Source organism: Lactobacillus sp. UCMA15818 (assembly GCF_030400225.1).
Classification (GTDB): domain Bacteria; phylum Bacillota; class Bacilli; order Lactobacillales; family Lactobacillaceae; genus Liquorilactobacillus.
In genome coordinates, this window is the sequence record NZ_VJYB01000001.1 from 153,008 (window position 1) to 167,924 (window position 14,917).

The 14,917-nt window shown below is 37.0% G+C and carries 11 protein-coding genes; 4 read left to right on the forward strand and 7 right to left on the reverse strand.

The genetic code is table 11. The features are described from left to right. The first annotated feature begins 52 nt into the window (after positions 1-52). From FFX44_RS00740 to FFX44_RS00750, 3 genes are all read left to right on the forward strand, one after another. Positions 53-1,756, forward strand: a complete 1,704-nt coding sequence (locus FFX44_RS00740) for an NFACT RNA binding domain-containing protein (RefSeq protein WP_289976928.1) — start codon at positions 53-55, stop codon at positions 1,754-1,756. 219 nt (positions 1,757-1,975) lie between these two features. After that, on the forward strand, positions 1,976-3,361 hold the full coding sequence (locus FFX44_RS00745) for an MFS transporter (RefSeq protein ID WP_289976930.1): 1,386 nt from the start codon (positions 1,976-1,978) through the stop codon (positions 3,359-3,361). Further along, complete coding sequence (locus FFX44_RS00750) at positions 3,345-4,061, forward strand: SDR family oxidoreductase (protein ID WP_289976931.1); 717 nt, start codon at positions 3,345-3,347, stop codon at positions 4,059-4,061. Before FFX44_RS00745 ends, FFX44_RS00750 begins: the two co-directional genes overlap by 17 nt. A 139-nt stretch (positions 4,062-4,200) precedes the next feature. Here the strand turns inward: FFX44_RS00750 and FFX44_RS00755 are convergent, their stop codons facing one another. The 7 genes from FFX44_RS00755 to parE form a co-directional block, all read right to left on the reverse strand. Then, positions 4,201-4,920: an ABC transporter ATP-binding protein gene (locus tag FFX44_RS00755; RefSeq protein WP_289976932.1), complete on the reverse strand. Its 720-nt coding sequence runs from the start codon at positions 4,918-4,920 to the stop codon at positions 4,201-4,203. Next, positions 4,892-5,722, reverse strand: coding sequence for an ABC transporter permease subunit (locus tag FFX44_RS00760; protein WP_289976934.1), 831 nt, complete (start codon positions 5,720-5,722; stop codon positions 4,892-4,894). Before FFX44_RS00760 ends, FFX44_RS00755 begins: the two co-directional genes overlap by 29 nt. An 18-nt stretch (positions 5,723-5,740) precedes the next feature. Continuing rightward, complete coding sequence (locus FFX44_RS00765; protein ID WP_289976935.1) at positions 5,741-6,712, reverse strand: aliphatic sulfonate ABC transporter substrate-binding protein; 972 nt, start codon at positions 6,710-6,712, stop codon at positions 5,741-5,743. A gap of 1 nt (position 6,713) precedes the next feature. Next, the gene (locus tag FFX44_RS00770) at positions 6,714-8,234 is read right to left on the reverse strand and encodes an AMP-binding protein (RefSeq protein ID WP_289976936.1); all 1,521 of its coding nucleotides are present in this window, start codon (positions 8,232-8,234) and stop codon (positions 6,714-6,716) included. Further along, complete coding sequence (locus FFX44_RS00775; RefSeq protein WP_289976938.1) at positions 8,234-9,379, reverse strand: acyltransferase; 1,146 nt, start codon at positions 9,377-9,379, stop codon at positions 8,234-8,236. The genes FFX44_RS00770 and FFX44_RS00775 overlap by 1 nt, the downstream gene beginning before the upstream one ends. Before the next feature lie 222 nt (positions 9,380-9,601). Next, on the reverse strand, positions 9,602-12,058 hold the full coding sequence (parC, locus tag FFX44_RS00780; RefSeq protein WP_289976940.1) for a DNA topoisomerase IV subunit A: 2,457 nt from the start codon (positions 12,056-12,058) through the stop codon (positions 9,602-9,604). Next, positions 12,058-14,043 (reverse strand): DNA topoisomerase IV subunit B, encoded by a 1,986-nt coding sequence (gene parE, locus FFX44_RS00785; protein WP_289976942.1) that lies wholly within the window; start codon positions 14,041-14,043, stop codon positions 12,058-12,060. Before parE ends, parC begins: the two co-directional genes overlap by 1 nt. Before the next feature lie 213 nt (positions 14,044-14,256). Here parE and plsY point away from each other — a divergent pair, with 213 nt between their 5' ends. Next, on the forward strand, positions 14,257-14,874 hold the full coding sequence (plsY, locus tag FFX44_RS00790; protein WP_289976945.1) for a glycerol-3-phosphate 1-O-acyltransferase PlsY: 618 nt from the start codon (positions 14,257-14,259) through the stop codon (positions 14,872-14,874). Positions 14,875-14,917 lie beyond the last annotated feature (43 nt).

Here is a 14,917-nt window from a genome sequence, read left to right on the forward strand (position 1 = left end):
AAACGGTACAATTAGATACAGTAAAAATTAGTTATGAAAGCGAGTTGTCAGCATGCCTTTTGATGGACTATTTACCCATGCAATGATTGCCGAATTAAGAAGCAAAATTATAGGCGGACGTGTAACCAAAATATCACAACCTTTCCCAAATGAAGTCATCTTGACAATTAGGTCACAGCGTCACAACCAGCCACTTTTGTTATCGGCACATCCTAATTATGCCCGTATTCAGATTACAAAAATTCCTTACAATAATCCCCCAGTTCCAACTAACTTTACGATGACACTCAGAAAGTATCTCGAGAATGCAAAGATAACTGCAATTGACCAACTTGATAATGATCGAGTTGCTAACTTCAGTTTTGCTACTCGTAATGAGTTGGGTGATGAACTGCCATTATTATTAAGTATTGAAATTATGGGTCGCTATAGCAATATAGTTTTGGTTGACCAAAAAGATAACAAAATCCTAGATACAATTAAGCATATTGGACCGAGTCAGAATCGATTCAGAACCTTACTCCCAGGTGCAACATATATTCAACCGCCAAAACAGAATCTGTTAAATCCTTTTGCAGATGAGTCTGCAAAATACTTGGATCTTGTGCAACAATTTCCAAACCGAGAGATGCTAGCTAAACAACTGCAGAAAAGTTATCAAGGAATTGCAACCGCACATGCTTTATATTTAGCTGATAGCTTGCACGCTGTGGGTGATACTTCTATCAATTGGGAACATGCCTTAAAGCAAGCTGATAGTCCCACCCCCACTATTGTTGGAGGAAGCAAAAATTTCTTCACCTTCTTTAAATATGATAATGATTTAAATTCAGAAAATACCGAATCATTGAGTAATTTGTTGGATGCATTCTATCAGAAAAAAGCGACTAGTGATCGTGTGCAGCAACAAGGTTCACAATTATTTCATGTTATTAAAGGAAATCTACAAAAAAATCGCAAGAAATTAAAAAAACTGCAGCAAACAATGGCTTCTACACAAAAAGCAGATATTTTGCGTATAAAAGGTGAATTGCTGACCACCTATCTTTATCAAGTAAAGCGCGGAATGACCGAAATTGAATTGCCTAACTACTATGATAATGAGAAACTAGTCAAAATAAGTCTTTCAAATCAACTTTCTCCTTCTCAAAATGCTCAGAAATATTTTAAAAAATATCAAAAATTAAAAAATGCTGTTGCGTATGTAACAAAGCAAATGAAAATAACTAAAACAGAAATAAATTACCTTGAAGAAGTTGAAACTCAATTAGAATTAGCGGATCCGCAAGACCTGCCCGATATTAAGGTAGAACTGCAACAAGAAGGATATATACGAGCACAGAAGCAAAATAAGAACGGGAAGGTTAGAAAAAATAAGCTTGGTCAACCTGACACTTTTTATTCTAGTGAAGATATAAAAATTTCGGTTGGTAAAAATAATTTACAAAATGACCGTTTGACATTAAAAATGGCACAAAAAAAAGACATCTGGCTTCATGCAAAGAATATCCATGGGTCTCATGTAATAATCCATGATAGTCAGCCAAGTGAACGAACACTTCTTGAAGCAGCTAAATTAGCAGCCTATTACTCTAAAGCACGTTCATCTGGAAACGTACCTGTTGACTATGTTAGAGTAAAAAATATTCGTAAGCCAAATGGAGCTAAACCAGGATTTGTAATCTATGAAGGCCAGCAGACGCTCTATGTCACCCCTGATGAAGGTGAAATGAAAAAAATGAAAAAACATGATTAGCTGGGCAGTAAACCAAATTTCACGGTTGTACTATTGACAATGGTTGATTTTGTATGAGTCTTTATTAAAATATATGAAAAAAAGATTAAGAGTTATATTGAAAAAAATTCAAATTTCTTTTATAATTATCTTTATTGAATAAATATCTAGGGCTTTGCGGAGCATAAATCGCATGGCCCTTTTTTTGTCCAAATATAATGAAACGGGGTAAATATATTAATGAATAACGTTACACAAAAAACCAAATTCTCACTTATCGCCGTAGAAATTTTAACTTTTGTTGGAATTTTAGTTGAAACTTCAATGAACGTAACCTTCCCGACTTTGATGCAAAATTTTAAAGAACCACTCGGCAATGTACAATGGCTAACTACTGGATACCTGTTGATGGTCACACTTGTTATGGGATCAACCTCTTACTTATTGAAACGTTTCAAAAGACGTCAATTATTTTTATTTAGTGCTATTTTAAGCATTATTGGTGAATTATTATGTCTAGCTGCACCCACTTTCAGTATTCTCCTAATTGGCCGATTGATTCAAGCTAGCGGGACCGGAATCAGTACCCCGTTAATGTTTTCCGTAATTTTTTCCGAAATTCCGATGGCAAAATGGGGAAGATACACAGGGATTGCTGCAATGCTAATTTCACTTGCTCCCGCACTTGGACCAACGTTTGGCGGTGTCATGAATCATTACTTCTCTTGGCGTGCAATTTTTAGTACTAGTCTCTCACTAATCTTAGTTGCACTGATTATTGGATTAGTTGCTTTGGAGAACCGACCACTTCGTGCAAAGATTAAATTTGACTGCAGTGGTTTCCTTGCCCTGACCTTGTTCTTAATATTTCTTGAATTCGGCGTTCAGCAACTAAGTAATCATTTAGGACTGGCAATACTTTTGTTGCTACTTAGCCTTATTTCGATGTACCTCTTTATTAGACATGAGCAGCAAAGCAAAAATGTATTGTTTAATCCTGGCCTTTTTAAAAATAAATATCTAATGTTCCGTCTCACTAACTACTTTATCCTCCAAATGATCAACATCTCACTTTCCTTTGTAATTCCTATCTTTGTTGAAAATGTATTGCTGGTCAATTCATTAATTGCAGGACTAATTCTTCTACCTGGATCTCTGTTAGGATCGCTAAGTGCTCCATTTGCTGGTAAATGGTATGACCGCGTTGGACCAAAACGGCCCCTGCTAGTTAGCAATTGGTTGGTGGTTGGAGGAATGTTGTTGTTTGCCAGTTTCATCAGTAAATTCTCAGTCATGATAATCGGTCTAGTCTTCGTAATTACTCGTTTAGGATTCAACACAGGCTTTGGGAACACAATGTCAGATGCAAGTAAGGCTACCCCACCTTCTTTGAAGTCTGATCAAAACTCATTGTTTAGTATGAGTCAACAATATGCTGGATCAATCGGAACGGCCATGATATCAATGATTATCAGTCTTCAAGAAAAAAGCAGCGGTAGTGTACATGCAGGAATCACAAGTGGTAGTCAATTAGGCTTCGTCTTGTTAATGATTTTTGGAATTATTGCCTTGATATGTACAATCACTCTGAATAAAGGAGGAATGCAACATGAAGTTGAAAAATAAAAGAATATTAATCATAGGTGGAACATCCGGTTTTGGTAAGGAGCTGGCTCTTCAATGTTTACAACAAGGTTCATATGTCAGTGTAATTGGTCGCAGTAACACACATCTAAAAGAGTTTATTGCCACTAATATGCAACACTTAAGTGGAGTTGTTCTAGATGCTACTGAGCAAAGACAATTGGCAGACTTTTTTGCAAATCATAGAGCATTTGATCACATTGTTTCAACTCTCGGAGGTACTATGAGTGGAGGCTTTTTGGACAATTCACTAGTAGAATTTCGAAAAGTAATAGATGATAAGTTCTTTGCCAATCTGCAGCTTGCACAACTAGCAGTGTCACAACTAAATAAAGGCGGATCACTAACTTTCACTTCAGGAACAGGAGGTCATCCAAGTACAGCTTCAGGTGCGATCGTTGGTAATCATGCTATTAATTTGTTAGTTAAAGGCCTAGCCGTTGAAGTAGCACCGGAACAAAAACGTATTAATGCAGTTGCTCCAACCTGGACAGTGACTGGACTGTGGCGTGATCTTTCACCAGCAGAACTGCAGCAACAAGAAAAAACAGTTGCCGCAAGCATACCATTAGAACGCACAGCAAAAATCGCCGAAGTTGCTTCGGCATATCTTTATTTAATAATGAATGATTTTATGACTGGTCAAATAATTAATGTCGACGGTGGTGTTAGTGCTTTATAATGAACAGAGAAAAAGGCTTGATTCAGTGGATTTAACCATGAATCAAGCCTTTTTCTGACTATCTCTATTTAAATTAAAATTGAGATACCTAATTACTTTGTTATATTTCAAAAAATCAGTCTCAGTCCATCTTATTCATTTATTCCAAGATTTCAGCAAGAATTTCTTCTGAAATTTCAACTTCCTTTTCCTTATCGCCAAGACTTTCCTTACCACGATATGGATTCTCAACAATTCGCCAAATCGTGCCATTCTTGATTACCGCAATACGATCAGCCATTCTGACTGCTTCATTAATGTCATGCGTTACCAGAAAGGTCGTAATTGCCTTATCTTGACAAACCTTTCTAATCAGTTCTTGCATCTTAGTTCTTGTTAGTGCATCCAGTGCACCTAATGGTTCATCTAACAGAAGAAGTCGTGGATGTGACATCAGGGCACGTGCCAAAGCAACGCGCTGCCTTTGTCCACCTGATAACTGCGTGGGAATTTTTGTTGAATATTGACTTAATCCCACCTGCTCCAATAATTGAGCAGCCTCAGCAACTGCCTGTTTACCCTTCTTATCCAGCAAAACGTTATCTGTAACATTCATCCATGGGAGTAAACGATCTTCTTGAAACATTACACGGGCTTCCTTATTTAAACCATGAATTTTATTGCCTTCCTGAATAATAGATCCAGCAGAGGTCTCTTCTAAGCCTGCCAGCATTCGTAGTAATGTACTTTTACCGCCACCACTCATACCAACTAATGCAATAAATTCTCCTTCATTAATAACCAGATTTGCATTACTCAAAATAACACTATCACCGTATGATTTACCGACTTTATTTATCTCCAGAAGCTTCTGAGCCATTTGTATCCCGCCTTTCAATTGCACGCCATTCTAGGAAAATATCCTCTAAATTTTTAGCAATAAAGTCAGACGATTTTCCTAACAAAGCATAGATTAAAATACATAGCACAATTGTCTTCATATCCATAAATTGTTCCGCATTAGTTGACATATAACCTATCCCTGAACTTGCCGAAATTGTTTCAGCAACAATCAAAGTTGTCCACATTACACCAAGTGCATATCTGACACCCATTAAAATCGTTGGTAGTGCGCCAGGAAAGATAACTTTAACAAACAAGTCTTTTTTACTCAATTCATATGACTTACCCATTTCAATTAACTTAGGATCAACTGATGTAATTCCATGGTAAGTATTGATATACATTGGAAAGAGACAACCTAAAGCAACCAATGATATTTTGGCAGATTCACCAATTCCTAACCATAAAATAATCAATGGAATCAATGCCAAATGCGGAATATTACGCAGCATCTGAATAGTACTGTCAAACAACAATCGCGTTGTATGCGAAACCCCATTGATAAAGCCTAGTACGAAACCTAGTCCGCCGCCAATTAGAAGACCCGCTGTCGCGCGATAGAGACTGATACTCATATTTTCTTGAAGTTCGCCCTTCTTAAAGAGCTTAATACCATTCGTTACAACATCAATTGGAGATGGCAACAAAGTTTCATTGACCCATGAGAGATTGCAAGCAACTTGCCAAAAAGCAATCAAAAAAACTGGGATCAACCAAGGTAACGAATTTTTTAATTTTAATGAAAAATGGTAATTTTCATTCGTTTCAATATTTTCCATAATCTTTCTCCTTATCAGTTATTTAAGATATTGAACATGTTTTGAAACGTTAATTTTCTTTGTAAGAATATTGTTGTCGTAAAATACATTAGCAATTTCTTGTTCTTCTTTTACAACACTTTTTGACATTGAACTCATTGAAAATGTTCTCCGAGTAATAGATCTACGAACAACCTTCTTGGAGAGCTTTAAATCTGCACTCATCTTTTTGATCAGTTTAGAATGATTTTTGTTAGCCCACTTCATATCCTGCTCAGTATATTTAATAATTAGCTTGCTTAATGTTTTGTTTTTACTTGCATATGTTGTTGGTGAAACAATAAAGCTTCGATTGAGGGCCTTTGTAGTCGTACCGTCAACAAGTAACTTTGAATTTTCGGTTATTTCAACTTGTGCTACACTAGGGTCCCAATTAGCCCAAGCGTCAACTTTGCCTTTTGAATATGCAACGCTTGCAGCATCCGAGTCTAGATTGACCCAAGTGATATCATCATTGCTCAATCCAGCCACTTTGAGGGCCCTTAACAGCATGTATTGCGAACTTGTACCTTTAGTATATGCAACTTTTTTACCTTTTAGATCTGCCAAAGTTTTAATTGAAGAATTTTTGTGAATCAAAATTCCACTGCCTTTTGCCTTTGTTCCACCGGCTGCTACATAAGTTAATTTAGTCCCTGATGCTAAGGCCGACACAGGTGGTGTATCACCGACACGTGCATAGTCGACGTTTCCTGAAGCAAGTGCCTGCATCATTGCCGCACCGTTTTGGAATTCCTTAAATTTGACATTATATCCCTTAGCCTTCATCTTCTTAACGAATTGCCCTCTGATTTTAGAGACATAAAATTCATCCCCTGCTTGATAACCAACTACAACATTTTTTAAGCTGGAGCTTCCAGCATCTTCTCTGGTCAGATGCCAGCCATAGACAGCTACTCCGCACCAAAACAATAAAAGGACTACGATAAAACTCTTTTTAAGATTCTTCATATTATTTCACGGACCTCTTTTCTTGTAGTATCTCTGCCAATTTTGGTCTTAATATTTTGCGTGTAGCATTTAATGGAAATTCATCTAAAAAGAAAATTTCAGTTGGTCTTCGATATTTAGCAAGGTGCGTGGCTGCATAATCAATCATTTTTTGCCGATGTTCTGCTTGTTTTTCAGGATCCTTGATGTCCTCAATCACTGCAGCTGCGACAACTTCACCATATAATTCGTCAGGAAGTCCCACAACTGCGACTTGTTTAATGAAATCAAGATTTCCAAGAACATCCTCAACAACTGAGGGACTGACTTTTTCTCCACCACGATTAATCACATCTTTACTGCGGCCCTCTAACCAAAGATAACCTTCCTCATCAAAGTATCCCAAGTCACCTGTTAAGAACCACCCATCTTTGAAAGAATCAGGATGAAAATCAAGATAGCTTGTAATTACATGATCACCGCGAATCGCGATTTCACCATGAACTCCTGGTGCATCAGTAAAATCATTTCCAGCAGTAATTGCTACATCTGTATGATATGGTTTACCAACTGAACCAATCTTGATATTATCTAATGGATTTAAAGTACATTGACTGCAAGATTCCGTCATACCATAACCTTCAAGCAAAGGTACACCAAATTTTTTTATAAATTTCTTATGACGACTAACTGGAAGCATTGCAGAAGCACATCTAATAAAACGTAATTTGTTGCTTGGATCAAATTGAGCCAAAGCGTGCTTATTTTTCAATAAGATAGAGACAATTGTCGGTACGACTGAAGACCATGTAACGTTGTTCTCCATAACTTGCTGCCAAAAACGACTCGCGCTGAATTTAGGTGCAATTACTAACCGACCATCTGATAGAAGTGTGGAGACAACAATTAATTCCTGTGCATTAATATGAAACATTGGCATGATAATCAAGACGGTATCAGCTGCATTTAAGCGATGACTCTCTAAATCATAGTGCGCCGCCCTTAAGATAACCTCATGTGTCAGTCCAACCTCCTTAGGCTTTCCGGTGGTTCCAGAGGTATTCAGAATCCAACCATATGATTGCTCACTAGGCGTTGTTTCCTTGTTGCTTGTGTTCAAATCATTTCTTGTCAAGATAACCAGGTCTTCAAACGTATGCAGTTGAATTGTATGCTTATCTAATTCAGAGAAATTACTGAAAACCTCTGCGCGACTGGCATTAAAGATAATAGCCGCATACTGATTCTCACGAAAATCTTTAACAAGTTCCACATCGGAGGTGCTCTCTGAAACAGGATGTACCGTGACACCTAAACGCCATAAAGCTTGGTTAATTGGAACATATGCGGCCGAATTTTCGAGGCACATAAATGCAATATCTTGGTTGCCCATATTCGCATCTGAAAAAAGTTCTTGAAGTTTAGTGATATCTTCTTCTACATCTTTTCCAGTAAACCATTTATTCATTCGTTCATCTTTTAAAAATTCACGATTAATATTCTTTTTTAAATGCATTGCAAGGTCTGTAGTTAATTTTGTCATTATCTATTCCTCCTAAATTTTTGTGGGCGGCCAATCAATATTCCAAATGGAGGAACTTTGTAAAGAATAAACGATACTAGCCATGAAGTTCCTAAAACAACCAGATATCCCACTGGTAACAGTAGGAATAAAATCCACTCATTCAAATATCCTTTAATGTTCAACAAGATATATGCTAGCAGTGTCAGTCCAATAGTTTGCGTTAAGTAGACTCCAAAGGACAGCTTCGAAGATAAAGAAACAAATTTTGCAAATTTTTTCCAACGCGGTTTTGTTCTATGACTCGCGTATGAAAGACTCAGACACCAAACAGTACAAATCATGAGTGAAGCATAAATCATCAAGTAAGGCTGATGTACCAACTCTGTGTAATGCTGGCCTAACTTGAGGACGTACCAGTTAAAATAAAATAAAACTAATGTTCCTAATCCTAATAATGCAGTGAGACTATATACAATCTTACGGTACCTTAAAATAAATACTTTGGCCTCATCGTAATGAATTGAAACAAAACCGCCTGCAATGAAGTAGAACTGGTATGATAAGACAAAATTACCATAATACTTCAATAGGTATGGCCAATTATCATGATTCATTTCTGGATAAATGTATTTTGTCCAGATTAAGAAAAATAATTGGATTAATGCACTAATTGAGAAAATCAAAAGATGATAATTAGTGAATTTTTTAAAGAATTTAATTAATAATGGAAAAATCAGATAAAGTTGGAATGTAACCAGAATATAGTACATATAGAATTGATTACCATGAATCAAAGCTGAGTACCATGCTGCTGCCCAACTACTGAAGCTCAAACCAGTCCCTGCTGCAATAGCAACAAATATTAAGAAGAATCCGTTCCAGAACAGATATGGAACTCCGCTACCCTTGTAACGTTTGTACCAGAATGTCAAATAATTCACTTGCTCTTTTTTATAATATTGTAAAAATAATACTAAACCTGTGACGAACATGAATCCCATTCTTGTGAAATGCAACAGTAAATGTGTCATTAATAACACCAACTGTGGAATAGAGTTGGTTGATAAACTGGCAATAAATGCCGATGTTACATGATTTGCCAATACCCCAAAAATGAAAATACACCTCATTAAATCAACCTCATATAAATACTTCTTCTTCATCCAAAAACCCCTATACTATATTTTATAAGTTCATTATCTTTCAAAACAAACTCTCCATTGCCCTTATAATAATTTAAAATATTGATTTGATAGCTGTATGTCCAATGTATGAATTATTTGTGAAAAAAGGATAATAAAATAAATTAAGCAACATTATTTGTGAATTATAAAAAAAAAGCCTGCTAAAAATCGGTTTTCACCAACTTCTAACAGAACCATTAATTATTTTTCTTTATTCTCTTTAATTACTACAATTCGATTTGGGTTGCCTTGCGTAGCAGTATCAATTACGAACGATCCATTCGAATAACGGTCACCCATAGGATGTTCAAATGGATTGATTGTTACCATTTCCCGTTTATCTGTAAGTATAATCAGAGCACGAGGCTCTTTTTCTGATAACAGGGAAACAAACTCGATACGATGCGGATTTCTTTTTAATTCTCGTAAAACTTGAACGCCACGTCTTGCCCTAGTCGTAGGAGACACTTCAGCTACCGACATACGCTTAAATGCACCCCTTTGTGTAAGAATCCCAACCTGTTCAGAACCCATTACTAGTAAAACTGAAACAATAAAGTCATCCCGCAAATCCATGGCCTTAACCCCAGCAGCTTTAGCACCAGACACAGGAACGTCGGATAATGAGTACCTTAGTCCATATCCACCGTGTGTAATCGCAAGGACATACTTTGCATTAATCTGTTCTGATTGTACATAATTAACCAAAATTAATTTATCCGTAACAGATTTCAACTTCATACTCTGACTTGCCCTAGATCTGTAAGTTCTGCTAGGTTTTAAATCAGCAAAAGTAGTTTGCTTGATATTCCCTTCTTTTGTGGCAAGTACAAAATTACCAGCTTGCTCTAAATCTTTAAAGGCATATGCTGCTATAATCTTCTCCTCGGGCTTGAGACCTATTGATTGAGAAAGATGTAGTCCTGTGTCCTTCCACTTATAATCAGGAATCTCATGGACCGGACGATATATCAAATTCCCACTATCTGTGAAGATAAAGAAATGATCAAGTGTATTGATGGTTTCCTGATATACAACCGTATCCTCAGTCTTTAATCCATTCTCTGTACTTTCAGATGCATTGAATGAACGTAAAGAACTTCGCTTAAGATAACCATCTCTACTAACCATGACAATAACATCTTCGGGAGCAACGAGGACTTCTGTTTCAATCTTTAGTTGCTCAACTTTATCTTGAATAACAGTTTTTCTTTCAGATGTGTACTTCTTATCAATCGCCAAAATTTCCTTCTTAATAACTTTATCCAATTCTTTAGGATTGGCCAGAATCAGTTCGAATTGTCTAATCTTATCAGTCAATTCTTTTGCTTCCGCCTGAAGAGCAGTTACATCAGTATTTGTTAAACGATAGAGTTGCAACGAGACAATCGCTTCGGCTTGTGCTTCGGTAAAACTATATTGAATAACTAAATTAGCCTTTGCATCCTTTTTGTTATTACTTGCACGAATTGTTTTGATTACATCATCCAAGATCGACAGTGCTTTAATTAAACCTGCAACAATATGTTCACGTTCACGGGCTTTTTTAAGCTCAAATTGAGTCCTTCTTGTTGTTACAGTTCTTTGATGTTCAAGATAAGCGGTCAATATTTGTTTTAACCCGACATTTTCAGGACGTCTGTTATTAATTGCAACCATATTGAAGTTGTATGATATCTGTAAATCAGTATTCTTAAACAAATAATTTAAGATTCCTTCTTGATTGGCATTTCGCTTTAATTCAATTACAACACGTAAACCTTCACGGTCGCTCTCATCGCGAACTTCGGCAATTCCTTCAACTTTTTTCAACAACCGGATCTCATCGATTTTCTTCACAAGGACTGCTTTGTTTACTTCATAAGGAATTTCAGTTACAACAATCTGTTCTTTGTTGCTCTTTAAAAATTCTATTTCTGTCTTTGAACGCAACATAACACGTCCATGTCCAGTCGTATAGGCTTTAATAATGCCATCTATCCCTTGCAAAATCCCTCCCGTTGGGAAATCAGGACCTTTCACAAATTCCATAAGATCAGCAAGTGAGGCCTTGGGATGACCCATTAAATAAAATAATGCTTGAATCGTCTCATGGAGATTGTGCGGTGGAATTTCCGTCGCATATCCAGCAGATATCCCGGTTGCGCCATTAACCAGCAAATTGGGAAAGCGAGCTGGTAATACAGTTGGTTCCATATCTGTATCATCAAAGTTGGGAACAAAATCAACTGTTTCTTTATCAATATCACGCAGCATTGCACCAGATATTTGGCTTAAGCGTGCTTCCGTATAACGCATTGCCGCAGGTGGATCACCATCCATCGAGCCATTATTTCCATGCATCTCAATCAACGGCTCACGGAGTTTCCAAGATTGACTCAAACGTACCATTGCCTCATAGATTGAACTGTCACCGTGAGGATGAAAATTCCCCATGACATTACCCACAGATTTGGCTGATTTTCTAAATGCTTTTTCGTAAGTGTTCCCATCCTGATTCATAGCATATAAAATTCGGCGCTGAACAGGTTTTAACCCATCCCTAATATCGGGGAGAGCACGTTCTTGAATAATATATTTAGAATAACGACCAAATCGTTCACCCATAACAGCTTCAAGTGAGAGTTCCTGAATGTTACTACCTTGGTTTTCAACCATTATTCAACACTTCCTTCTTGCTTTTCATCAACATGATGTGCTCCTGCAGCAACTGTATTATCCAACAAACTGCCATCTTCCTCCAGTGTAAACTGAACATTCTTCTCAATCCATTTACGTCGCGGTTCTACTTTATCACCCATTAGGGTAGTAACACGTTTTTCAGCCAATGTATCATCTTCAATCTTGACACGCACTAATGTCCTTGTTTCCGGATTCATTGTCGTTTCCCAAAGTTGATCGGCATTCATTTCGCCTAAACCTTTGAATCTTTGCAGTGTGTAACCTTGTTTCATTTCTTTAGTTGCATAATGCAATTCGTCATCAGTCCAAGCATACTTAATTACATTTTTATTTTTAATTTTCTTTTGAATCTTGTATAACGGTGGTAAAGCAATATATATTCTCCCAGCATCTATCATTGGTCTCATGTACTTATAAAAGAATGTTAATAGTAATGTTTGAATATGTGCACCATCTGTATCGGCATCAGTCATGATGATAACCTTATCATAATTGGCATCATCTATTGCAAAATCGGTACCAACGCCCGCACCAATTGTATAAATCATTGTATTAATTTCTTCATTTTTGAGAATTTCAGATAACTTAGCTTTCTCAGTATTCAAGACTTTCCCACGCAACGGTAAGATTGCTTGAAATTTACGATCTCGCCCTTGTTTAGCTGAACCACCTGCAGAATCACCTTCTACTAAAAACAACTCATTTCTTTTGGCATTTTTAGATTGAGCGGGTGTTAATTTACCTGATAATAAACGTTCTTTTTTCTTTTTCTTACCAGTTCTGCTCTCATCTCTTGCCTTTCGCGCTGCATTTCTTGCTTCTCTTGCCCTTAATGACTTTCTAACAAGGTCTTGTGCAAATTCACCATTCTCCATTAAGTAAAAGCCAAGCTGTGCAGCAACAACACTATCCACTATTGAACGTGCTTCAGGTGTTCCAAGCTTACCCTTTGTCTGTCCTTCAAATTGCAATAGTTCTTCTGGAACACGAATCGAAATAACTGCAGCAAGTCCTTCACGGACATCACTACCTTCCAAATTCTTATCTTTTTCCTTCAACAAGGAAACTTGGCGAGCATAGTCATTAAAGGCCTTCGTCCAAGCTGATTTCATCCCAGCTTCGTGTGTCCCACCATCCTTGGTTCTAACATTATTTACAAATGATAAGATACTTTCAGAATAACCATCATTATACTGTGCGGCAACCTCAACCTCGATCCCTTCTTTGACACCATCAAAGTACATTATATCGCCCAAGGTATCCTTATCTTCATTAAGATAGGCAACAAATTCCTTGATCCCTTCTTCAAAGTAAAAGATATCCTCTTGTTCAGTTCGTTCATCATTAATAGTAATTCGGACGCCCTTTAATAAAAAGGCCGACTCGCGAAGTCGTTCAGCAAGCGTATCGTAATTGTATTTAGTAGTTGTAAAGATAGTTTCATCTGGTTTGAAGGTAACTGTAGTACCATTAGATTTTTTAGTTTTTCCAATCTTGCGCAATGTCCCAATGGGTTTCCCACCGTCTTCAAAGTCTTCTTCGTATTCAACACCATCTCTAATAGTATTAACCGTTAGCTTTGAAGAAAGGGCATTGACGACACTGGCACCGACTCCATGCAGACCACCGGAAGTCTTGTAGCCACCCTGACCGAACTTTCCACCAGCATGAAGGACTGTAAAGATAACCTCAACAGTTGGAATTCCTAAAGCATGCATTCCAACAGGCAATCCGCGCCCGTGATCTATCACTGAGACACTATTATCCTTATGTAAAATCACATTTATTTCTTTACCATATCCAGATAAAGCTTCATCAACTGCATTGTCAACTATTTCATAAACCAAGTGATGCAGGCCACGGCTATCAGTTGAGCCAATGTACATCCCTGGCCTTTTCCTGACAGCTTCTAACCCCTTTAACACTTGAATTGAATCATCGTTGTAATTTGTTTTTTTCATATATTAAACCCCTTCTACGTCCTGGAGTATTGAATTAATGCTCGTTCATACGTTCCAACTTGAACATCATACCCTATGAAATTATAAATTGTAAAGTAATCACTTGTTTTTTTAGTAGTTATTAAATCTGTAAGCCAAGTAAAATTAAATTTGTAGATAGCACTGAAAAAATGATAGAATAGGTCGTATTAAGCTAAAGGAGGTCAATCTGTAATGGATTCGACTATTATATTAATGTTAGTAATAGGATACCTTCTTGGATCAATTCCATCGGGTATCTGGATTGGTAAAGTATTCTACAACAAGGATATTCGCCAATTCGGCAGTGGGAATATGGGAACAACAAATACTTTTAGGGTACTTGGTAAAAAAGCAGGCACAATCGTTTTAATAATTGATATGCTCAAAGGAACACTTGCTGCCTGCCAGCCATACCTCTTCGGAGTTCATATCAATGTTTTAATAATAGGCTGTGCCGCGGTTATCGGTCATGTTTTTCCGATCTTTGCTAGATTCAAAGGTGGAAAAGCGGTTGCAACTAGTGCTGGTATCCTACTCGCGTATAGCCCATTATTCTTTGGTATAGCATGGCTTATATTTCTAACCACGTTGTACCTTTCAAGTATGGTCAGCATTGCAAGCATGGTAGGACTGACACTAATTACAATCTTATCGCTATTCTTCCATGATCCAATTTTGACAGTTATTGCAATTATTCTAACCATTTTTGTTTTCTATCGACACAAAGGAAACTTGTCACGCATTAAAAATGGTAATGAGAATTTAGTACCTTTTGGGCTGGTTTACAAGAGGAAGAAAAACAAAAAGTAAAATACACTATTTTGATCATCTGCAGCAGATTTTTATTCAATCA